The sequence below is a fragment of the Pseudoalteromonas sp. C2R02 genome (assembly GCF_018860845.1).
GTDB lineage: Bacteria > Pseudomonadota > Gammaproteobacteria > Enterobacterales > Alteromonadaceae > Pseudoalteromonas.
The window spans coordinates 229,319-252,258 of sequence record NZ_JAHKQC010000034.1; the positions used below are offsets into that span (position 1 = coordinate 229,319).

Sequence of the window (22,940 nt, forward strand, 5' to 3'; positions counted from 1 at the left end):
ACCTTTTACCGTTAAAATTGCACTTATATTTAAATGAAAGATTTTAAGGCTAGAATTCAGATGGGCAGAGCTTTCCAAAATAAAAAAAATGATATCGCTAAAACAGCTGGTCAAAAAACAAAAATTTACTCAAAGTACGGTAAAGAGATCTATGTTTGTGCAAAAAATGGCGGTGTAGATCCTGATGGTAATCTATCTTTACGTCGTTTGATTGAACGTGCGAAAAAAGATCAAGTACCAGCTCATGTAATTGACCGTGCTATTGATAAAGCTAAAGGTGGCGGTGGTGAGGATTACAGCTCTACACGTTATGAAGGATATGCACCTGGCAGCACTATGATTATAGTTGACTGTTTAACTGATAATAACAGTAGAACTTTTGCTGACGTACGCGTTTGCTTTACCAAAGCAAAATCAAAGATTGGCGCTCAAAATTCAGTTTCACATATGTTTGATCACCTCGCTATTTTTGTTTTTGATGGCGATGACGATGAGGCTGTACTTGAAGAACTTATGATGGCTGATGTTGATGTTACTGATGTTGAATGTGAAGACGGTAAAATTACTGTTTTTGCACCGCATACTGAATTTAACAATACGAAGACTGTTCTTGATGGTATGGGTGTAAAACTTGACGTAGAAGAGATATCGTTTGTACCACAAAATATGACTGCGATCTCAGGTGAAGATGTTGAAGTATTTGAACGCTTTCTTGAAATGTTAGAAGATTGTGATGATGTTCAAAACGTATACCATAACGCTGAATATTAGTTTTTATATTTAAAAATGAACCGCTAAGGTACAAGCCATAGCGGTTTATTTATATCAATTCCCACTATCACATCAATTAGTGTATTTTTTACATTAATGTAATTACTCCCACAACACAGTTTTTACTCCCACGACCTCAGTGTATTCTTTTTACATTTGTTTACAATCCATTAAAAATAACTAACCTACTGATTTTGCGATTTTATTTCTTTATTAAATGTATAGCCAATATCTATTACTGTAAAAAAACAGATTGCATACAATATACCTAATGATATATATTAACTTTAGAAACATTGTTTTAACATTTGTTTCTATTTTAATAGGGAAAATTGGACACCTAAAATTGTTTCTATCTGCAATTTTAGCGAAGGAGCCTCTGCTATCAGAGTTTAGTGCCCTGACATTCAAGAAGTGAAGTGAATTATTATGAAGATAACTACAAAAAAAACATTATTAGCAAGTGCTGTTCTTTTTTCTCTTAATATGGGGGCTCCTCAGGCTGCACAGATGTGTGGAGCTAAAACGCTTGAGAGACAAGGCGAAGTTCCTGTTAATCAAATGCAATGTATTTCAGATTACGGTCATTACCTTTTTATCAATGTCCCTTATGAAAATAGCCAAGTTACCATTTCAACATCTGGCGGTACATTTTCAGGAAGTGATGCTGACATTATTTTATTTGATGGGAATGATTGGAGTGGAAACGAAGAATTATCGAGCAAAACATTAGGCACAAATGATGAATCAATCACATTTACTTCAAGAGCAGGTGAACGTTATTTTAGAATTTCAGGTAATATAGAACAAACAAATTTAATGGTCACTGTGACTGGCGGTGACGTACCACCACCAATGGGTGATTACATTGTTTTTGATACTGATATTATAGTTTCTTTACCAGCGCCAAAAATCACATCTAAAGCAGACTACGGAAGTACAATTGCAACTATATTAGCTGCTTCTTATAGTGACTTTGAGGCAATTGCGAGCGCAAGCATCGATCCAATTACAGATGTAAGTGAAGCACTACATTACTTGGCAAGCACAAACGACCTTACTGATCCTGATCTAAACCAAATTTTATATTTTTTAGGCTCGTATAAATATTATGCAGCAGATATGACTGATGCTGAAGCGTCAGAATTAAGCACCGCATTGCAGGCAGTTGCTAAAATGACCGGATTTTTAGGCATTGATGGTGCAGTAATACAAGAAGGTTATGCTAAAGCACTAAATAATTTTGAGCGTAAAGCCGGTGCTACATACTTTAAAGATCATCTTCCACATTTATTATCGGTCATTCAATCACATTCATTAACAACAAATCCATTTTCAACCAGCAATGCAGGTGATGCGACTATGGCACTACTAGGTGCGATTGGATCTGCGGCATATTATGGTGATGCCAGTGTTAAATCAGCAATCAATACTAATATGCTAGATGTATTATCTGTACTACGTTCTTTTGCATTTTTAGGTGAGACTTCTCTAGATATGCGCTGGTCAACAGAAGCAGATAGAAAATGGATTTTACCACACTCGATGATAGCCCTAGGAAAAGTATCTAGCATCGCAACAGATGAAGCAAAAGCACGTTTTGATAGCACTGTATTAGAGATTCACGGTAAAGTAACTAAAGATATTTCAATTGAAACGACTGAAAAAATCATCACTAAAAACTACTTAGAGTCAGCAGGTCGTTTATGTGAATCGACAGATCCTTTATTTGGCAGTTGTGTTGTACCACCAAAAGAGGAAGATATTTTAACTGTCTCTCATGCCTGTACTGATAAAATCACCATAAGAGCGCAAAGTAGTATTAGCCAAGCAACACTAGATCAATCTTGTGCTGATATGGCACTACAAGAAACAGAATTTCATGCATTTTTTAATACTAACGGCATTCCAGTAACTGGCGATAAAAACGATACTATTGAAGTCATCGCATTTGCAAGTCCAGCTGACTATGAAAAATATGCACCTGAGTTCTTTGGGATCAGTACTGATAATGGTGGTATGTATTTAGAAGGAACTCCTGAATCAGATACAAATCAAGCTAGATTCATTGCAATGCAATGTCCTGATGATTGGGTAGGTGGCTCTTGTCAATATATTGATCAAATCTATAATCTACGTCATGAATTTGTACATTACTTAGATGGTAGATATGTTAAAGCGGGTTCATATGGTTCATTTGATTACAATGTATCTTGGTCTGAAGGTATGGCAGAATACATGGCTAATGGTAATGATCATCCAAGAACATTAAACACCTTAAAAGGCAAAACTATTCCACCATTATATAACTTACTATTTATGGCATACGGCTATGATGAGTTATACCCTTGGAGCTACTTTGCTATGCGCTACCTAGCAGAAGAGCATCCTACAGAAATTGAAAATTTAACTGCAGCATTGCAAGCAGGTGATAATAAAGCCTACATAGAAGTGATCAAAGGTGTTGCTGAGCGTACCCAAAGTGGATTTGAAACTTTTGTATTAGCAAATTCTGAAGCTGTTGCTCCAAAAAGTGCACAAACACCATCAGCAGATACGATTGGTAGCTGTGATTTAGTCCAGCAATACGCACGCCCTGTAGATGCAAATACAACGAACTTTACATTTACAAATACAACTAATACTCCTGTTTCTTTATTTTGGCTAGATAATAACAAAGGCACACCAAACTTTGGTAAAAACTATAAAACGTTGAATCAGGGAGATACATATTCTTCTTCAAGTTGGAAAGTGTCAGATCGTATAGTCTTAACTGATAACAATATGAATTGTTTAGGTGTAGCTGTTATGGATGAGAATACGAATACCTTTACCATAGAAGCTGATTTAGTAAAAGATGTGATTCCTGAAGTGATCCCTTCTCAAGATGAGCTAGGTAGCTGTGCTCTTACCCAACCTCATATGATTTTAGATAAATCCCATGCATTTACAATCACCAATACAAGTGACAAATCAGTAAGATTGTTTAGAGTTGATAATGCAACCGGTAAACCTAAATATGAAAGTGCAGCAACAGACTTTGATCATGGATACGGAACTTTAGCTAAAGGTGAAAGCTATACTTCAGATATTTGGTATGGCGATCGTCGTTTTATGGTGACAGATACGAGATTAAACTGTTTAACAGTGGGTGTACTAAATAATTCAAGCGCAAACTTCACAATTGATGATTTAATTGTTGTAAATGCTGCCGAGCCAGAAGTTATTCCTGCGGCAAATACCATTGGCAGCTGTGATTTAATGGAGAAACACTTAACAGGGCCATTTGAAGCTGATTTCTCATTTACAAATACAAGCAGTACACCAGTAAGAGTCTACCGAGTAGATAATGAAACTGGACAATTGAGTGAAGGCTTTGGTTTTACTACACTACAGCAAGATGAAACATACGATAGTGCTAACTCTTGGAAATGGTTTGGTAAACGTCGCGCAGCAATTACAGATACATCAGGACAATGTTTAGGTGTTGCTGTAATGACTGAAAAAGACACGATTAATACTTATGAAATTACCGATGAATTAACGGGTGGTACAACACCAAAAGACACTGATGGTGATGGTGTTGTTGATTCACAAGATGCATTCCCAAATGATCCTAATGAGTGGGCTGATACTGATGGTGATGGCTATGGCAATAACTCAGATGCATTTGTAAATGATCCTACCGAATGGTTAGATACAGATGGTGATGGTTATGGTGATAATTCAGATGCTTTCCCAACAGATGCAACTGAATGGGTAGATACGGATGGCGACGGAATGGGTGATAATTCTGATCCGTACCCTGAAGACCCTACTAATACAGCACCTCATTGTGGCACAGCAACCATTAGTTATGGTCAACTTCATTCCGGCGTAACACAGTGTATATCAGGTGGTAGAAGCTCATTTTATGTTTGGATAGATAGCGATAATACACAATTAACCGTATCAACATCAGGTGGAGACGGTGATGCTGATATTCACTTTAATGCTGACACTTGGGCTACAGCAGCAAATGCTCAAGCTGAGTCTTCAACATTAGGTAATAATGAAAGCTTTACAGTTACAGCACATAAAGGCTGGCGTTATATTGATGCGAGTACCACAAGTAATTACTCAGGTGTAAGCATCACAGTGACAATGAATTAATCCTTGTTATAACAATTGCAGAAATGTAGTTGCGAATATACCAAACGGACCTTAGGGTCCGTTTTTTCATATAAAAGATAACTTAGAGCAAAATAGAGTTTTTATTCCAATCAAACGATGGCTATAATTATAATTCATTATTTAAGGTGTATTTTCATGAATTTATATTTTCGTTTGTTTTATATTTTATTATTTAAAGTTAAAAAGTTAAGTTACCGAATAGGTTTACTTGATGAAGGCTCGATCTCATTTCGCGCACTACCAAGTGATTGTGATATTAACTTCCACCTAAATAACTCTCGATACTTAGCTATGATGGACCTAGCAAGAACTTGGTTGATGGCCGAAATGGGTTTATTGCATTTATTTATTAAAGATAAATGGATGCCAATAATGAATGCATGTTCAATCACTTATATCCGAGAAATTAAGCCGTTTCAAAAATTTGATATCAAAACAAAAATGATAGGTTGGGATGAAAAATATTACTACATTGAACAAAGGTTTGAATCAGAGAATACCTTACATGCAGTAGCGTATGTACGTGGCGTTTTTATTCATAAAGGCCAACGTATTGAAAATGATGAGTTGCTAAAAGTCGCAAAATTTGAAGGACCAGTTCCTGAATTACCAGAGCCTGTTATTCATTGGAAAATGTTATTAGATGCTAAGAAAAAGCATCATAGTTAGCAGCTATATGTTTAAGGACTATAAAAAATAGTCCTTAAACACTCAATTTCAAACTTGCATCATTGAACCTGTTCTAGGCTCAGATAATAGTTCAGTAAACACACGCCAAAGCTCATCATGGCTTGAATTTGTAACTTGGTTGGCTAAATAAACTTTAACTAAGTCTTGCCCATAGTTATAGTTAATAACATATGAGCGATTATATTCAATAAATTTAAGCCTTTGTTTCGAACGTTCTTCACTACTCAGTGCATACTTCATCAATAATTTAACAGCTTCATCTGCAGTTATTTCATTATCTAAATATTTTTGTGCAACCATATTATCAACATAAGATAATTTATGTAAAACGGCTTGTATATCGTAATATAGTTTTGCTTTTTCAGGGTTTATTTCAGCTAATGGAAACAATACCGATTGCTCAAACTGCAACCTTTCTTTAGTTGGAAATGCCACTTCAATGCCATAATTAGCACTACCTTCAGCTAATAAAGAAGAAGGTGAGAATAGATTGTAGATAGAGTATTCCATCCAGCCATTCTCATTCACTAAATGTTTTTCAATTAATACATTAAAAATGTGGTGTCCAGGATAGCCTTCGTGTGCTGCCAAATCTATTACACGATCAATAAAAATTGGATGATCAGTATTGAGTTGTATTAAGCTGTAGCTGTTACCTTTATACCAATTATAAGCACTCCAAACTTGATCATTAACTAATTCAACATTGAAATTTTCATTTGATGGAATATCAATAAAATTAAGTGTGCGCTTTCTTGCTTCATCAATAGCAGCATTAAAAACAGCATCAAGCCTGTCAACAGGTATAACAAATTCTTGGCGGTAGTCATTAATCCGGGTATTCAAATCACCTGTACCGGGTACTAAATTGTCTAGTTCTTTTAAAATGACATCAAAATGCTGAGTATCAAAAGTGGGTGGTACAACATCATATAAAGCAGCACACTCATCTACAAACTTTAATTCATTGCCTAATAACTTGTTTATATAAGTCGCACTTGCTTTTATATGTACATATAGATAATGCACACGGCGAGATGTGTTATTGGTAATTATCTTGTCGATATCGTTTATGAGCTCACAGGCATCTTTGTAAAGCGTATTTAAATCGGTTTTACTTTGCTTAGGCTGCCAATCAGCAGGGCCATAATAAGCATCAACGTAGTATTCACTATGTTGACCTATTTTAAGAGATAGCTTCACATATTGTTCAGCAATTTTATCTATAGTTATCATGTTAACTTACAAAGCTTAAAGTTGTTAGTATATTGTATACCAACAACCTTGTGTTAACTACTCTAGGATAATTAATGTTTAATAATAATGATACACTGATTATAATTGCTGGTTAAATAGCTTTAAAATGTTGTCAGTACTTTCACTTTATCGGTAATAGCACTCGAATCAACGTAGCCTATAATGTTAGGGTTGGAAGCAACAAGGTCTATGACTGCGACGTTATTATCTACACTTTTTGGTGGAGAACCTTTACCTGTAAATACCAGTTTAGACCAATATGCTTTTAGTTGGCTTGATGATTTTTTAAGCACCTTTGAATTAAATTGTCCTGTAGCACTACTTGCCTCAATTTGATTCAAGGGTATAGCAACCGAACCATCCGGAAATTTTTTTGATTTCCCAAGAAATAGCCGAGATATTGCAGATGCATCCATAGCGTTACTATTTGAAGGATGCACAATAACTGCAATATCAGCAAGTACAAAATGACTACAGAAAATTAATGACATGACACATAATTTAAGTTTCATTATAATCCCCTAAAAAACTAAATCGACAGCGACAGAAAAATTACCTGAGCTCTCTGGGTTTTCAAAGCTGCCTAAACTTCCTATATCGACAATATCGTTAAACCTGTTATATTCAAACTTTAGTGCTGCACTTGCATGAAAATCATACTTAACCCCTATAGTATAGGCATTATATTCAAACATTTGTCCATCTAAAGCACTTTGTAAAAAATTATTTAAAGTTGGCTCAGTGGGTACAATTTGTTCCGGTATCAAAGCATCTGAAATAGATAGTGTTTTTCTCTTACTTTCAGTTTCTTGATAAGATATATATGGCATAATCGAATCAAATCTATAGGCTAAACTAACATACCACTGCTCGGTATCTAGTGTTAGACTTTCTTCAATGGCAACGGTTGACCATTCAGTGTTCAACAACCAATTATCATAGTCTACCGTAAACCCTAAACCTAAAAAATCACCATAATCATAATCTAAGCTTATTTCAGTTCCTCGACTAGGAGCTATTAACTCAACTATTTGGGCTGCACCTTCTATGCTTGATGTCGGAATATAAACATCCGTTCCAACATAGGCTATATAAGCACTAAACCAGTCTTTACTTGCCTGTATATTGATTCCATAAATATCCTTAAGCTTTCCTTCTGTCGGATTGGTTGTGGCAAAAAATGTATCGTCTAAATTACCATAAATTAAATTTGAAGCGATATCCCAATCACTTAAAGAGAAATTACTTAAAAGACTTAAGCCTTCATAGGTGCTAAAGGTAAGGCTATACATAGCACGAGGAGGACGGATCCAAGGATAAGCATAACCGACATCTAAGTAATCAGAATATTTATAAAACGGTAATCTAAGCTTTCCGGCTCGAATTGTATGATTGTCATTCAAATCATAACTTAAATATGCCCATTCAAATTGGGCATCAAAGTCATTTGAACCTCTTGCAATAATCTGTGCCGTTGCACTGAGCCCTTGTGATAAATCAGCACTGACTTGTAAGGCAAATTTGCTTTCTGGTTTAAAGTCTATTTCATCGGTATAAGGAGAGTTAGCAAAACCTTTACTATCTGTATCTTGACCGGCAACAATAGAGGCAAACCCATTAATTCTGACTTCAGATAATGCGCCAAAACTAAGCATCAGTAATATTAATACAAAAATATAAGCATAAAATTGTTTCATTAATGTAATCTCCAGAGACTATAGTCTCTACAAGGTTAGTTAAAGAAACAAAAATACGCGAATATTCATATTTTTGATTTAGTTATTGAGAAGTAAAATTTATTTAACTCATTTATAATTAGAACAATAAAAATAAAAGAATGACTAGTCATGTTATTAAAAAAATTAATGCTATCTGTATTATTGATTATTGATTATTACATTTGAATCATTTGCACATAATTCACTAAATATTAAAGATATTTCACTAAAAAATGCAAGTTCGTATCAAGAAAACTATATTACTGGAGGCCAACCTAGTATATCTGATCTTGAGTTACTCGCTAAACAAGGTATTAAACAAGTCATAAATTTAAGAACTAAAGGAGAGTTTAAAGTTTATAACGAAAAAGAAATTGTTGAATCTCTTGGTATGGCTTACATTAATTTAGAAATTAATGGTGTGGAAGATTTGAACCAAAATAAAATTAAAGCCTTTAGCAAACTATTATCAAATAAAAAAACATTAGTACATTGCGCAAGTGGTAACAGAGTAGGAGCTATGTTTGCACTTGATGCATATTTTGTTAAAAATAATACAGCAGATGAAGCCTTGAAAATAGGTGAAACTACTGGCTTAACACGATTAAAACCGAAGGTTAGCTCTATGATTTTGAAAACTAAATAGTCTTAAATGTTATTAAAATTATCATGCAAGGTGTTCAGTCATAAAATCGGGTTACAAATTTAAATAATCTATATCTGATATTATTTTAATTATATTTCGAAGGGTATGAATAGATTAATAGCATTGAAAAAAGTAAGTAACTTAAAAGAATTTACCATTATATTTTATGATGGTAATTCGCTTGAATTAAAATATGAAACAAAATATTTGCCTCAAATTAATAATGGTAGAGTTAACATACCTAATAAATATCGTAACAGAAAATCAATTATTGCAATCTGTGAGGGCGCTGTTAATGTCTTAAATAAAATGGGTGATAGGGCTGAACCTTTTAGTGTTCAAACAGCATAATTAACCCATACCTATTTAATCTATTATAAATTTGCAAAAAAAGATAACTAAACTACAGTTAATGGCAATTATGTACGCAAAAGGATTTGTCGAATATGAAGATCTTAGTTGTAGATGACATGACTACTATGCGTCATGTTTTATTACATATGCTACGTGATTTAGGCCATGTAGATTGCGATGAAGCTATTGATGGTTTGCAAGCTTTATCGCTATTGCATAAAAATCACTACGATTTACTAATCACAGATTTACATATGCCAAAATTAGATGGCAAACAATTGCTAGAAAAAGTCCGCTCGGAATCTGAGTTATCAAAAATTCCTGTATTAATGATATCCAGTGAAGATGAATGTAGTAAAGTAAAAGAAATCATAGCAGCAAAAGTTACTGGTTTTATTGTAAAGCCATTTAATTACAATACATTGGAAAAGCAAATTCATAAGATTGACAAGTGTATTGTTTAAATTTATTTATTTATTTTTAATGACTTAAATGCCTTAGAAAAAGGTTTTAAATAAATAGATACAATACTGTCATGACCAGCATCATATTTACCTACGCCTATAGATATTTTTCCTGCAGCTGATGCTTTTATCAGCGTACCAAATAAACGATCCCAAATAGCAAGTGCTGAACCCAAGTTTCGGTCAAAATGAATTGGATTATTACTATGATGTACTTGATGTTGAGCAGGGCTGATAAACACAGATTCTAATGTATCACCCCAGCTTAACCAAACATGCGAATGTCTTAAATTAGAGCCAAATAAGTTAAAAATAAATACAAATAAATTCGCGCCTAAAACATCATACATGCTTAATGTAGCACCAAATAAATAATAGCCAACGCCAACAACTATTCCTTGAACTATCGCCATTCTACACGCATATAGATAGCTTTCGACTGGGTGTGAACGATATATGGTAAAAGGTGTTAATACTTTAGCAGAGTGGTGAACCTTGTGAAATTCCCATAAAAAAGGCACTTTATGCAAAATCCAATGTAATAAAAAACGTGTAAAATCATCAACTAAAAATAAAGCTGTGGTAAAAATAGCGATTATTTGCCAATGTGCTAAAACAAAAGGTTCAAAATTTCCAAAACTTATTTCTAAAAAACTAGATAAACCGAGTGCTATTGGTACCATCGTTAACACTATCGGCCCAAATAAAAATGCTTTTAATACTTTGTTTAAAATCCAGAGTTTATAATCTTGAATTGCACTTTCATGTAACCAAATATTTTTTGGAAATAGAAATTTAAAAAACGCAGGTAAAGATTTGGTATTAGAAACTTTAATAAAGACCGGAAGTGACAATGCAATTGCTGAAATTAAATAAATACCAAATATGCGTTTATTTGCATCAGTAAAATATAAAGGTAGCTCCAATAAACTTTTTGATAGAATATCTAACACAACTCTCTCAGTTTTATTTAAAAACAACACTATAATATATATAGCTTTGCTATTTGTTAATTTATATCAATCTAAATAATACAAAATCATAGATAAGTAAAAAGACAGCTTAAGCTGTCTTTTTACAGATTCTAATACATAATCAACATTAGAATTGATACTTGTAGCCAATAGACATTAATCTAGGTTTGCCAGGACGAGAACCATAAGGTTTTCGACTTACAATATGTGCCTCATCAGTTAAGTTATCAATTTTACCATAGATACGACCATAGTCACCTAACTCATAACTAGCTGAAACATCAAGTATTGTCGAGCTATCTGTTTGAGAGTGTACATCACGATCGCCACCTTGATCTAACATAGATCCAACGTACTTGATTGCAAGATTGAACTGCCAATCATTTGCGTCAACGCCTAAATTAAGCGTTGTTTGATGTTCTGGTAAATCGGGTAATTCATAACCTGCTTCGACGTCCCCCCAGTAATCAGACTCAAATGTTTCTTGGAACTCACTGCGAGTATAGGTATGCACTAAACTAACGGGTAAATCAAAAGCTGAATTAAAGCTAAAGCTTTGGCTTATTTGACTTTCAAGTCCGTAAACAATGACTTCGCCTGCATTATACTCTAAGTCAATATTATTATTATCCGGACAATTAGACTGCGAACAACTCCCTTTTAAATTACTATAATCATTGTAGAAACTAACTACTTCAACTTTAAGGTCATCTTTATTATAACGACCACCAAATTCATAGTTTATACTTTTTTCTACTTCAATTTCAGAGCCTTGTTTTGGGCTGCTAGGAGAGAAACCTTGATAAACACCTGCTAATAAACCTGCATTTTCAGATAGTTTATAAAAGCCACTTAATCCAGGTAATAAAATACTGGTCGTTTTGTCTTGCCAATCATCTGTTTTAACTTTGTCATTGTAGTGCATATCCATATACTCACTACGTAAACCTGCAGATAAAGTTAACTTATCTATTGTGATGCTGTCTTCTACATAAATAGAAAGGGCTTTAGTTGACTCAATATTATGTGAAGTATCATAAGCAGAACCTTCATTAAACACTGCCGTACCATCTTGCATACTGTAGATCTCTTCAAAGTGACTACGGTTTATCTCATCTTCATGCAAACGTACACCAACAGATATGTCATGCTCTAAATCAAAAAGTTTAACAGCGTAATCAGCGTTAAATTGAATCCCTTGTGACACATAAGATCTATCATTAGTGCCCATAATTAAATGGGTTGTAGTTTCCCCACTGAATACTGAGTTTTGGCCACCAGAAATAACTTGGTACTGACGCTGAAATGTGTCTGGATCAGCAAGTATCTCAGATAGGCTAGCTTCAGTATTTGTTAAACCATTTAGCTTTTTCCATGCTCTTTGATATTCATTTCTGTAAATACGCGTAGTAAAACTAAAGTCATCATTATGAATATTATGAGTAAACATAACTTGTTTATGTTCTGTATCCATTTTTGCTGGCTGACTAGCTGCATATCTGCGATATGGATTTATTTCGAAATCTTCATCAGTTAAACCAAGGTATGTCTCATTTGATATTTCATCTGCGTAAGATAATTTAAGCTCAACCGTTTGATCAAACTTCTTACCCGCTATCAAGTAATTAACTTTGACTAAAAAGTCATTTTTTTCAAAACCAGTATTGCCACCACCATCTAAATCTTTAAAACCATCAGCCTCTAAATGAACGGCTTCAAATAAAGTACCTAAATTATCATGAGTTTCACCAAAGTAGGCATGCGCCTTAGCATAACCTTCAGTACCTAGAGCTAAATCTAATCCGCCTTCATTATGAATGGGTATTTGTCTGGTCACTAAATTTAAAGTGCCCGCAACAGTTTGCGGACCATGTTTAATTGCAGATGGGCCTTTAAATACTTCTACCGCTGTCATACGCGTCGTAATTGGAAAGTAATAAGCAGCAGGGGCTGAGTAGGGCGCCGGGCCAATTAAAATACCATCTTCTAGTATTGTAATTTTTTTACTACGTTCCGGATTGACACCACGAAAACCGATATTAGGCCTTAAACCAAATCCGTCTTCTTCACGAATATTTACACCTGGCACTGATGCTAATATTCGATGGATATCATCATACTCATGTTTTTCAAGTTCAAGCTCTGTTAATAAAGTTGAAGATCCAGATTCAGTTCTTAACTTATCACCATGACTTAGAATCTGCATATGTTCTATTGCTTTATTCTTTACATCATCTGTTGTATCGCCAGCAATTGCAGCAAGCGGATTAATTAAGGTTGCGACTGATAATGCTAATAATGTTTTTTTCATTTTGGATACCTTTGATTAATCGTTGTCGCCAGCTGAAGATTTTGGCAGCTCTAAAGCGAGTTTATTGATAAAATCATTTTTAAGTTGATCCGTAATATCCTTTACCTTCGCGTGTGCATGTTCAACTTTTTCATTTTCAGAAATTAATGCAGTTTTTAACTCTGAGTCAATTTGTGCTACTGCATTTTTTGCATCATTGATCCCCTGAATCATAATATCTTTAGTATCAGAAGCGCCTTCTTCTACTAAAAAATCATCAAAACCAGTTTTAGCGTCTTCACCTTGCAAATTACCTAAAAATAATTTTTCAAATGCAACTAAGTTCGCTTTTATATTTTCTAATGAATAGCCAGAATCAAATGATTCCACATCTTCAGCACATACTTCAAAACCACAAGAATTAGCAAACTTACCTAATGGCACACCTAATTTTTTATCTTTTACGATTGAATCGGTATAAAACATAGCATCTGAGATTAGATTGACTGCTTTATGAGTAGATTCAAAGCTATTACCAGGCTGACCTGCATTTTTTAGTTCATTTGCATAACCGTTCTCGCCAGTCCATTCACCTAATAATTCATTACCGTTATTTGTTAAATCTTCACCTGCAGCAACTGAAAATTCACAGCGAGCAACTTTACGTTCTTGATCCGTTCTTGTATTCCAATCAGACAATGCATCTCCTGCTGCGCTAGAAGAACAATTGTGATTTAAATCTGTACTAAATAATAAATGCTCAATGGCGACTATACCGCGACGGGTTGCTACTCGTTTGCTTATGTCGTAGGGGCGGCTTGGGTCATTATTAATCATGCCATCTTCAAAATATGCCACATCTTGGTCAACATTACATTTACTGACTGATGGCCAAGAATATATTCTATTTCTTAATTCGCCATCATCAGCAGATAACGGACCTAATTGCATTAACTCTGCTTGTTGCCAAACAGAAGCTGTATTCATCCAAGCTAGTTGCGCTGCTTTTTTTGCATTTTCTACTTGTGCTTGAGCTGAAGCGTCACCCATTGTAGGATCAAAACTTGATTCTAAATTACAGTATGTAGTTAATGCTGTCTTTTGCAGGTTTGTTTGGTTTACAAATTCTTCAAATGTAGGTGTAATCACGTTATCAGTCAGATTTGCAATCAATTTTGCTTCATCAAAATTAACTGGAACAGTACCACCACCGTCACCAAAACCTGGTCCACTGTTACTACTCGTACTTTCACCACAGCCAGATAATACTAAAGATAGCGCACTTACAAGAACTAATGGCTTAAAAATTTTAGCCATGTTTTACCCCTTACTTTTCAAGGTTTATTAATACAACAAAAGGTCAGACTCAAAGAGACTAACCTTTTGTATTAAAATATATTAGTGACTACCAATTTTGAACATTGTCAGCATCAAAATCATATGCAGCTTGTAAAATATTACGCGCTTCAAGTAATTGTGTTTGATACTCTAAAATCTCAGCTTCACCCACAATTACAGGTTTGTTACCTAATAATGTATTAACTTCAGCAAATTGTGCAGAAGTCATTGGCGACTCAGGGTTAAACTGTAGATTTAATGCAAATCCTTTCATCTCAGAAAAATGTTTAGCCATAGTCGTGAAATCACTTACTGAGTATTCACCTTTTAATTTGTCTAAGTCTGCTATTAGATCATTGATGTAATGAACAACTGTTGCAGAAATTGATTTTTCCCATGCAATAGTTGCTGTTTTAGCATAACCCTTAAGTTCAGCAGCTTGTTCATCAGTAAAGGCTTCATGCGTTGTAGCAATTAAATTACGGCCAGCTAAGAAAGCATCCATAGCTTCTTTTGTTAAATCAGTTGCAACAGTTGCGCCACGGTCACGTTTAGCTGCATTTGTAGAATTACCAAAGTTAAATTCAGCTTTTAAATCAATTAAATCATCAGCGTTTGTATCGTGTTTTCCATTCCAATCAGAACGACCATCTTCATCTGAAACTTTGCCAGCAATTTCTGTATCAGTGTAATTTAAATAATCACGTGCTGCACCGAAATAACCAAAACCTTCATCCCACTGATGCTCAAGGTTTGTATAAGTTTTACCATCAAGTTGGTTTACGTTATCAGTTAATAGACCTTTACCTTCATAATCATTATCTAGGTAGTCATCTGCGCCTTGTGAGAAAGCAACAGCACCTAATAGGAACTTTTGAATAAGTTGTTTAAGGTCAACACCATCTGCTGTAACATAAATTGTGTCAATTTCTAATCCATTTGGTGTTGAAGCACCACCAGCAATTAAAGCACGATCTGTTAATTGGTCAAATAATTCATCAACTAAACCTTCTGGTGTATTATTTGTTAAACCATCCCAACCTTTAAAACTTGTGCCATCAGTCCAGTCTTTATGCTGACCTTTACTATCATTACCAGCAAGCTTACCTACTATGTTTTTATGTGAGCTTGAAATATCTAATAAGCTAGTTTGCTTAGCTGTAGGGTTAGTTGTTACTGTTAATAAACGATCTTCCCAAACTGAAGCGTAATCATCGCTAGTTACGCGATAAATTTTATCTAGTTCAGTTTGTAGACCCGCTTTATCTAATGTTTGTGCATCAGTTACAAACTTATCAGAACCAATGTAATTATATATTTCTTTTATTAAAACATGACGTGCGATTTGGCCAGAATATGAAACTGTTGATTCACCATCTTCAAATCGACTTGTAAATCCGTAAAAATCAAGTAAGTCTGTTACTTCAATAGTAAGATCTTTTTCAAATGTATTATTTGCGCTATCAGATACAGATACTTTTACAGTAACAGAAGTTTCTTTTTCAAAATCTATTGATGTATCAGCTTTTAATTTAAGACTTGTTCCAGAGATTTCAAATCTTTCATCAGAAGTAGAGAAAGTAAAAGTATCACCTGAGTCTGAATCAGTTGCAGTCAGAGTTCCGACTTCAGCAGCTATTGCATTTTCTGAAACTGAATTTGCTGATAATGTAATATCAGTAGGTGCTGTATTTACTGGCTCAACCGGTTTTTCTTTGCTGTCGCTAGAACCACCACAAGCTGTAAGGCCTAAAGTACCAGCTAAAATAGCTGTTGCCAAAATAGATTTACGCATATTAAACATAGATAACCCTTGATTCTATTGAAGTATTTAATTTTTATGGGGCGTATTATATAGGTATACCAATGATAATCAATATCATTTGCAATAAATTTAACATTTTTAATAATAATGTGATTTATATCAAGGTTTGAGTTTAGTTTAGATTACACCGATTAACATATAAAAAATTAACTTTTTTGCAATATCATGGTTTAAATCAATTTTTATGCAATTAATACTTTAAATTAGGACAACAACAGGCTATGTTTTAGCTGACAATAAAAATAGTTAAGGTGTGAATATATGCAATTTAGTCAACATATGTGTGAAGAACTTGATTTAATTCTGAAGTTTCCAATGGATAGTATGATGCAAGGCCTTAAAGTTCATCAAGATGCAGAGCCTGCTCTTGTGGAAGCAGCAAAACGTTTATTTGAAAAAGGAATTATTGATCAAAAAGATGGCGGATACCTAACAGACTTAGGCTTAGATCTAGCAGAGCACGCACAAACGTTACAATCAGCTTTGAAATCATAAGATATAAAGTATTAAAAACCATCATATTAAATAATGCCCAATATAATAAGAGGGCATTATTATCATTAGGCTAACTAAGTTGCATCTAACTGATTTTCCGGTGCAGCATCAATGAACGCGGTCATTTGATTACATAGCGCGTAAACCGAAGCGATTTTTGGATAGGCAGACATATCTACTTTGAATCTTAATGCATTAAACACTTGTGGTACTAAGTTAATATCTGCAAGAGTAGGAGTGTCACCACAACAAAATTGACCTTGATACAAATCAGACTGCTCAAGCATAGTTTCAATTTTCTTAAACCCAACTTCAACCCAATGTTTATACCAAGTCGTTTTTTGTTCGTCCGTTACTTTTAATTCTGACGATAAATATTTTAAAACACGCAAATTATCAATCGGGTGAATATCACAGGCAATGGCATAGCTTAAATTTCGAATTTGAGCTTGGTTCCAATGATCGCCAGGTAAAATTGGAGCTTCAGGGTGCTCAGCTTCAAGCCATTCTAAAATTGCAAGAGACTGGCCTATATTGCCTTTCTCAGTTGCAAGTGCAGGTAAAAGGCCTTGAGGATTAACTTCTAAATAATCTTGTCCGTTTTGAGCCGACTTTAATAAATTAACAAGCACAAGCTCATGTTTTAAACCTTTTAAATTTAAAGCAATGCGGACTCTGTATGCCGCTGACGACCTAAAATAAGTATATAGTTTCATTATTTTTGCTCCGAGGTAGGGGCTTTGTAGTATTTTTTAATTTCACGCCAGCAGTCTTGATAATTTGGCTGACGCGTTTCACCTTGTAGTGCAAATTTAGTTGGCGAGATAATAAATTTTGACTCAAACATAAAGGCTAAAGTATTTTCATATCTTTGCGGTGCTAACTCAGCGTTTGATGCTTTTTCAAAAACTTCAGCTTCAGGCCCGTGAGGTGACATGCAATTATGTAAACTTGCACCGCCTGGTACAAATCCATGTTCTTTTGCGTCATATACACCTTCTATTAATCCCATAAACTCACTCATGATGTTTCTATGGTAGTACGGTGGTCTAAATGTATTTTCTGCTACCATCCAACGAGGCGGGAATACGACAAAATCTATATTAGCAACGCCTGGTGTACCAGATGGAGATGTGAGTACTGTGAATATTGAAGGATCTGGGTGATCAAAGCTAACAGTGTTCATCACATTGAAACGAGATAAGTCATACTTATATGGTCCTGCATTGCCTGTCCAAGCGACAACATCTAAAGGAGAGTGTTTTATATCACAGCGAAACATATTACCGTTAAATTTAGTAATAAGCTCAAAATCACCTTCTTTATCTTCAAAGGATGCGACAGGATACTGAAAATCTCTGTCGTTAGCATAACCATTTGCACCTACAGGGCCACGCTCTGCCAATTCATATGCATTACCATAGTTTTCACAAATATAACCACGTGCATTATCAGTTAACAACTCAACGCTAAATTTAATCCCTCTTGGGATCACTGCAATTTCACCTGCTTTAATATCTAACTTACCACATTCAGTATGTAAAATTATCTGTCCATCCTGTGGTACAAATAAAAGCTCACCATCGGCATTGCAAAAATAGCGACCATCCATTGACGCATTTGCGACATAGATATGAATTCCGATACCTGTTTGTGCATTTACACTACCATTTGCAGCCATTGTAATTAAACCATCAATAAAGTCAGTTTTAACTGTCGGTATTTCTATCGGATCCCAACGTAACATATCTGGTGGAGTAGGGATTTCAGTTATTGGTGCACTGCGTATTAATGCATTATCAATAGGCTCATAGTTACCTTGCACAACAGAAGGACGGATCCTATAAAACCAATTTCTGAGATTATGAGAGCGCGGCGCTGTGAAAGCCGTAATATTAAATTGCTCAGCATACAAATCGTATTTTACTTTTTGTGGACTAAATTGCCCAACGGGTAGCGCACCTTCAAGTGCTTCAGTTTCAAATTCATTGCCAAAACCAGTCATATATTTTAGGTTTTGTGGTTCTGTTTTTATTAAAGTCATGATTTTAAGCTCGACGTTTAGAAATAAGCTTTATAAAAATACTCTCACGTGAGAGTATTTGCAATAATTATATTTGAGTAGATTTTATGACAGCAGAAAAAACGATTAAATTAGAGTCATTTTTACCGTACCGTATCGCAAACTTATCAAATAATATCAGTGAAGCATTTTCTGCAGTTTATTCGCTTGAGTATGGAATAAGCATTGCGCAATGGCGAATTTTAGTAAATCTATTTGAGAATGATTTTGTAACAGCCAAAAATTTAGGCAATCTTGCCTCAATGGATAAATCAACAGTATCCCGGGCCATTCAAATTATGTTAAATAGGGGCTATTTAGAAAAACGAGTGAACAAAGATGACAAACGCGCATATTTTGTAGCCCTTACCGAAGAAGGTAAAGAGTTATATTATGAAATAGCGCCTAAAGCGTTAACTTGGGAAAGTCATTTAAAATCAGGCATTTCAGATGAAGAATATGAATGTTTTATGTCGGTTTTAGCTAAGCTAGATAATAAAGTAAAAAGTTAAATTAACGATTTTTGTATCCGTTAATAAAGAATACAAAAAAAAACAGCCCTCAAATGAGGGCTGTTTTATATTTTGTCTCTAGGGAAAGACAATTACAAATCAAATTAGAATTTGTAACTTACACCAATCTTAGCTTGCCAAGCTGAACCACCAGCAATTGTATTATAGTTTCGCGTATCACGGCCGCCATATGGTTTATCGATTTTGTATTTACCGTTTTCATCTAAACCACCAAAATCATATACCACTTGATTTGCATATTTAATTTTCTTCTCTACACCCCAATCGCTGTTAAGAAGATTAGCAAAGTTGTCTACCATGAAGTATATTTGCCCTGAATGCCCTTCAGCAAACCCAGGGATATCTTGTTTTATGCTGATATCCATAGTTGTTACCCAAGGCTGAGTTCCTGTATTTCTATCAAGGATACTACCTGATGCTGAAATCCCGGCTTCATCTAAGTAACCTTTAAGTTCATCCCAGCTAACACCTGACTCATCCCAGTTTACATTAGGATCATCTGCACCTGTTGGAATATATGGTAAGTAAGCACCTTGAGAGTAGAAATCTCTTGTATCTCCAAAGTCACCATCTTTATACATGCCCATAGTGTAGCTAAATGGACGACCTGAACGGCGTTCAAAGAACATGTTAAAGCTCGTAGCATATCCAGCAAAGAACTCAGTTGAATAACCTAAGTTTAATTTAAAACTATGTTCAACTTCATAAAAACCGCGAGACACCATATCTTGGTTACGGTTTTTAATGATGTTGTGTTTGTAGTTACTTTGACCTTGAGATGCAGAACCAACATGATTCTCTTCAATATCCTGATGCGCGTAGCTCATCGTCATGCTCACGCCACTATCCCAACTTTTCGCTAAAGAAGTAGAGAAAATAATTGATTTACCATCATCATCGGCATTAGTCATCATGATATCAAAGTTATCTTCATAGATACTTTCATTGATCACTCGCACTCCATCTGCAGCACGCTCACCAGAATCTTTAATACCCGTATTAACCCAAACAGCTTCATTTTCTTTCTTTTGATACATCAGTTCAGAAGACCAAAGGAAGTTATCCCCTGCAAAAGGAATATCTAGAGTATAATCAACACCTATTTGTGCGCGTAAACTAGTTGGAAGATCAAAATTAGGATCTATATAATTAACGCTACCGGCACCTGATTCTAATGAGTCTTTAATTTCTTGTGGTACAGTAAATGAATCAACTATGTTGTCTTCATTTTGATAATAGCCATTTGTTGCAGAGCTTGGCGCAGAAACTAAAGTAATGCCATCCATAGTGAACGGGTTGTTATACCAAACATTTGGAATACCACCTTGGAAACGACCAATGCCACCACGCACAACAACATCATCGCTAGCATAATATTTAAAACCAACTCTAGGTAATATTACGTCAACACCATCTAAATTTTCTTGGTTTGAAATACCATTGGTTTCTAAAAAGTTAGTATTTAATGTTGGTTTATCATCTGAAGATAAACGCTCATAGCGTAAGCCTGCTGTTAGCTCTAAATCATCAGTTACATAGAATGTATCTTCTAAATAAAGCGCTAAAGTACTGCGAGAAGCATCATATGCTGTATCGTTAGAATCATTGGTATAAGCATTAGCATAATTAAAATCGTATTTACCGATCTTTTGATTTTCAAATAATTCAAAATCATCAAATGTCCAACTGCCTAATGAGTTCTGTGCAAATAAGTTATATAAATTTAAGTTTTCGTATTGCGCACCAAACTTAATTTCATGATCGTCAAGTAAGTAAGTACCATCGAATGATATAATTAAATTTTTAGTTTGTGAATGGTTATCATGGTTAGTACCAGCTGCACCAAACTCGACTGACGGCTGATCACGTCCTTGACTAACTTTAACGCTACCAAAATTTGAATTATTGATAGTATCAGATGATACATCTTTATAACTTACACCGATTTCAGTTGAAAGTTCATCTGACCAATCAGAGTAAAGCTTAACAGCAAAGTTATCAAATTTAGTAACGTAGTTTGCACGACGAGACTCTAATGCTATGTTTTGCCCACCAAATGTAGCACCACGACTATCTTGGTCATCTTGCCATTGATAAGTAAAATCTGCACGATGGCTATCTGATGCATTCCAACTAAGTTTAACTAATAAAGTTTCGTTGCTGTCTTCAACATCGCCACCTAATGAATCTTGTATACCATATGTAGTATTTAAAGTAGACATAAAGCTGTTAAAGCTTTCTTGCGTCATGTTGTATTCATTAGTGGCGCCACTACCTAGGAAGCCATAATCAGTTTCGATTACACTTTTCCAATTACTATAATTAACAAAGAAGAATAATTCATCTTGAATTAGCGGACCACCAACATTAAAACCAAAACGAGTATCAGTATTACTCGGCTCTACTTTCTTTGTTGAATAAGTTTTGTGACCAGTTTCATCTAAAATGGCATTACCTGGATAGTGCTTAGTACCATCAGGGTCTTGAACAAACTCAGCATAATTGTTTTGCCCTAATACAGAGCGATCACCAGCTAATTCAGGTGTTGACTGCTCTACAAAACCAGAGAATTTAAAGTCATTTGTACCAGACTTAGTTACAGCGTTTATAGTACCACCACCAAAGTTGCCTTTTTTAGCAGAAAATGGTGAAACATCAACAGATACTTGTTCTATAGCATCAAGTGAAACTGGAGGTTGTTGTGTTGCATACCCACCGAAATTGAGACCAAAGTCATCATTTTGACCTATGCCATCAACTGTTAGGCTATTTGAACGTGGGTTACCACCAGCAATCGTCATCTCACCATTACCATTGATACTTGCTAAAGGGTTTAAGCGAGCAACATCTTTAATATCTTTATTAAAGCTTGGCATATTTTCAATCGTAGCTTGACCAAATACACTACTGGCGCCACCTACATCTTGTAAAACTCTTACACCAGAAACTTCAATTGTTTCCATTTTTTTAGATGCTAGCTGAGCATTTACACGCTCCGTTTGACCTAAAGAAAGGTAGATGTTTTCTAACATGTCGTCAGAATAAGTATCAGAATCAATAACAATAGTATATGGACCACCAACACGCAGACCTTTTGCAACAAATACACCATTTTCGTTTGTTGTTAATTCTCTTGATGTACCTGTAGGTTGATGAACTACAGTAATTTTTACATTACTAGCAGCATCGCCTTGCGGAGTTAAAATTTTACCACGCATTGCAGAAGAAGTTTCTGCTGCCATTGCGCTTGCCGATAAACCTAACGCAAAAACTAACGCGCCAGTGATCTTCGAAAGTTGATAAGTTTTCATTTAGTCGTTTCCCGTGTAACAATTATTTGAAAGTTAATT

18 protein-coding genes are annotated in these 22,940 nt (G+C 34.9%); 8 read left to right on the forward strand and 10 right to left on the reverse strand.

Translation table 11 applies throughout. The annotated features are described in order from the left end of the window. Positions 1 to 60: 60 nt before the first annotated feature. The 3 genes from KO527_RS14270 to KO527_RS14280 all read left to right on the forward strand — a co-directional run bounded on the left by KO527_RS14270 (position 61) and on the right by KO527_RS14280 (position 5,613). Positions 61 to 771 (forward strand): YebC/PmpR family DNA-binding transcriptional regulator, encoded by a 711-nt coding sequence (locus tag KO527_RS14270; protein WP_216040955.1) that lies wholly within the window; start codon positions 61 to 63, stop codon positions 769 to 771. Positions 772 to 1,200: 429 nt separating this feature from the next. Then, a complete protein-coding gene (locus tag KO527_RS14275) occupies positions 1,201 to 4,923 on the forward strand; it encodes a collagenase (RefSeq protein WP_216040956.1) in 3,723 nt (1,240 codons plus the stop codon). 156 nt (positions 4,924 to 5,079) lie between these two features. Beyond that, entirely contained in the window at positions 5,080 to 5,613 is a 534-nt protein-coding gene (locus KO527_RS14280) for a thioesterase family protein (protein WP_216040957.1), read from the forward strand. 48 nt (positions 5,614 to 5,661) lie between these two features. On the opposite strand, the gene KO527_RS14285 is transcribed toward KO527_RS14280, so the two are convergent. The 3 genes from KO527_RS14285 to KO527_RS14295 form a co-directional block, all read right to left on the reverse strand. Next, on the reverse strand, positions 5,662 to 6,870 hold the full coding sequence (locus KO527_RS14285) for a hypothetical protein (protein WP_216040958.1): 1,209 nt from the start codon (positions 6,868 to 6,870) through the stop codon (positions 5,662 to 5,664). 122 nt (positions 6,871 to 6,992) lie between these two features. Then, a complete protein-coding gene (locus KO527_RS14290) occupies positions 6,993 to 7,403 on the reverse strand; it encodes a phosphate ABC transporter substrate-binding protein (protein ID WP_216040959.1) in 411 nt (136 codons plus the stop codon). A 9-nt stretch (positions 7,404 to 7,412) separates the two neighbouring features. Beyond that, positions 7,413 to 8,588, reverse strand: coding sequence for a porin (locus KO527_RS14295; RefSeq protein WP_216040960.1), 1,176 nt, complete (start codon positions 8,586 to 8,588; stop codon positions 7,413 to 7,415). Between the two features lie 190 nt (positions 8,589 to 8,778). Here KO527_RS14295 and KO527_RS14300 point away from each other — a divergent pair, with 190 nt between their 5' ends. The 3 genes from KO527_RS14300 (at position 8,779) to KO527_RS14310 (ending at position 10,073) form a co-directional block, all read left to right on the forward strand. Then, positions 8,779 to 9,255: a sulfur transferase domain-containing protein gene (locus tag KO527_RS14300; protein WP_216040961.1), complete on the forward strand. Its 477-nt coding sequence runs from the start codon at positions 8,779 to 8,781 to the stop codon at positions 9,253 to 9,255. A gap of 105 nt (positions 9,256 to 9,360) precedes the next feature. Further along, the gene (locus KO527_RS14305; protein WP_216040962.1) at positions 9,361 to 9,606 is read left to right on the forward strand and encodes a DUF2375 family protein; all 246 of its coding nucleotides are present in this window, start codon (positions 9,361 to 9,363) and stop codon (positions 9,604 to 9,606) included. A gap of 95 nt (positions 9,607 to 9,701) precedes the next feature. Further along, positions 9,702 to 10,073: a response regulator gene (locus tag KO527_RS14310; protein ID WP_216040963.1), complete on the forward strand. Its 372-nt coding sequence runs from the start codon at positions 9,702 to 9,704 to the stop codon at positions 10,071 to 10,073. A 2-nt stretch (positions 10,074 to 10,075) separates the two neighbouring features. On the opposite strand, the gene KO527_RS14315 is transcribed toward KO527_RS14310, so the two are convergent. From KO527_RS14315 to KO527_RS14330, 4 genes are all read right to left on the reverse strand, one after another. Continuing rightward, positions 10,076 to 11,026: a sterol desaturase family protein gene (locus KO527_RS14315; RefSeq protein ID WP_216040964.1), complete on the reverse strand. Its 951-nt coding sequence runs from the start codon at positions 11,024 to 11,026 to the stop codon at positions 10,076 to 10,078. A gap of 148 nt (positions 11,027 to 11,174) precedes the next feature. After that, the gene (locus tag KO527_RS14320; RefSeq protein ID WP_216040965.1) at positions 11,175 to 13,358 is read right to left on the reverse strand and encodes a TonB-dependent receptor; all 2,184 of its coding nucleotides are present in this window, start codon (positions 13,356 to 13,358) and stop codon (positions 11,175 to 11,177) included. Between the two features lie 15 nt (positions 13,359 to 13,373). Next, positions 13,374 to 14,654 carry an imelysin family protein gene (locus KO527_RS14325; protein ID WP_216040966.1) on the reverse strand — a complete coding sequence of 427 codons (1,281 nt, stop codon included), beginning with the start codon at positions 14,652 to 14,654 and terminating at the stop codon, positions 13,374 to 13,376. Between the two features lie 88 nt (positions 14,655 to 14,742). Continuing rightward, complete coding sequence (locus KO527_RS14330; RefSeq protein WP_216040967.1) at positions 14,743 to 16,479, reverse strand: DUF4856 domain-containing protein; 1,737 nt, start codon at positions 16,477 to 16,479, stop codon at positions 14,743 to 14,745. Positions 16,480 to 16,761: 282 nt separating this feature from the next. Here KO527_RS14330 and KO527_RS14335 point away from each other — a divergent pair, with 282 nt between their 5' ends. Further along, positions 16,762 to 16,995 (forward strand): TIGR02647 family protein, encoded by a 234-nt coding sequence (locus KO527_RS14335; protein WP_216040968.1) that lies wholly within the window; start codon positions 16,762 to 16,764, stop codon positions 16,993 to 16,995. A 74-nt stretch (positions 16,996 to 17,069) separates the two neighbouring features. Here the strand turns inward: KO527_RS14335 and maiA are convergent, their stop codons facing one another. Continuing rightward, on the reverse strand, positions 17,070 to 17,711 hold the full coding sequence (gene maiA / locus KO527_RS14340; protein ID WP_216040969.1) for a maleylacetoacetate isomerase: 642 nt from the start codon (positions 17,709 to 17,711) through the stop codon (positions 17,070 to 17,072). Continuing rightward, positions 17,711 to 19,039, reverse strand: coding sequence for a homogentisate 1,2-dioxygenase (hmgA, locus tag KO527_RS14345; protein WP_216040970.1), 1,329 nt, complete (start codon positions 19,037 to 19,039; stop codon positions 17,711 to 17,713). Before hmgA ends, maiA begins: the two co-directional genes overlap by 1 nt. Positions 19,040 to 19,125: 86 nt before the next feature. Here hmgA and KO527_RS14350 point away from each other — a divergent pair, with 86 nt between their 5' ends. Next, the gene (locus KO527_RS14350; RefSeq protein ID WP_216040971.1) at positions 19,126 to 19,569 is read left to right on the forward strand and encodes a MarR family winged helix-turn-helix transcriptional regulator; all 444 of its coding nucleotides are present in this window, start codon (positions 19,126 to 19,128) and stop codon (positions 19,567 to 19,569) included. 104 nt (positions 19,570 to 19,673) lie between these two features. Here the strand turns inward: KO527_RS14350 and KO527_RS14355 are convergent, their stop codons facing one another. Then, positions 19,674 to 22,901 carry a TonB-dependent receptor gene (locus tag KO527_RS14355; protein WP_216040972.1) on the reverse strand — a complete coding sequence of 1,076 codons (3,228 nt, stop codon included), beginning with the start codon at positions 22,899 to 22,901 and terminating at the stop codon, positions 19,674 to 19,676. Positions 22,902 to 22,940 lie beyond the last annotated feature (39 nt).

Coding starts and splice junctions, on each gene's coding strand:
- KO527_RS14320 (WP_216040965.1), bottom strand. CDS start 13,358: ATGAAAAAAACATTATTAGCATTATCAGTCGCAACCTTAATTAATCCG.
- KO527_RS14355 (WP_216040972.1), bottom strand. CDS start 22,901: ATGAAAACTTATCAACTTTCGAAGATCACTGGCGCGTTAGTTTTTGCG.
- KO527_RS14285 (WP_216040958.1), bottom strand. CDS start 6,870: ATGATAACTATAGATAAAATTGCTGAACAATATGTGAAGCTATCTCTT.
- maiA (WP_216040969.1), bottom strand. CDS start 17,711: ATGAAACTATATACTTATTTTAGGTCGTCAGCGGCATACAGAGTCCGC.
- KO527_RS14325 (WP_216040966.1), bottom strand. CDS start 14,654: ATGGCTAAAATTTTTAAGCCATTAGTTCTTGTAAGTGCGCTATCTTTA.
- hmgA (WP_216040970.1), bottom strand. CDS start 19,039: ATGACTTTAATAAAAACAGAACCACAAAACCTAAAATATATGACTGGT.
- KO527_RS14335 (WP_216040968.1), top strand. CDS start 16,762: ATGCAATTTAGTCAACATATGTGTGAAGAACTTGATTTAATTCTGAAG.
- KO527_RS14350 (WP_216040971.1), top strand. CDS start 19,126: ATGACAGCAGAAAAAACGATTAAATTAGAGTCATTTTTACCGTACCGT.
- KO527_RS14290 (WP_216040959.1), bottom strand. CDS start 7,403: ATGAAACTTAAATTATGTGTCATGTCATTAATTTTCTGTAGTCATTTT.
- KO527_RS14280 (WP_216040957.1), top strand. CDS start 5,080: ATGAATTTATATTTTCGTTTGTTTTATATTTTATTATTTAAAGTTAAA.
- KO527_RS14275 (WP_216040956.1), top strand. CDS start 1,201: ATGAAGATAACTACAAAAAAAACATTATTAGCAAGTGCTGTTCTTTTT.
- KO527_RS14295 (WP_216040960.1), bottom strand. CDS start 8,588: ATGAAACAATTTTATGCTTATATTTTTGTATTAATATTACTGATGCTT.
- KO527_RS14310 (WP_216040963.1), top strand. CDS start 9,702: ATGAAGATCTTAGTTGTAGATGACATGACTACTATGCGTCATGTTTTA.
- KO527_RS14305 (WP_216040962.1), top strand. CDS start 9,361: ATGAATAGATTAATAGCATTGAAAAAAGTAAGTAACTTAAAAGAATTT.
- KO527_RS14270 (WP_216040955.1), top strand. CDS start 61: ATGGGCAGAGCTTTCCAAAATAAAAAAAATGATATCGCTAAAACAGCT.
- KO527_RS14330 (WP_216040967.1), bottom strand. CDS start 16,479: ATGTTTAATATGCGTAAATCTATTTTGGCAACAGCTATTTTAGCTGGT.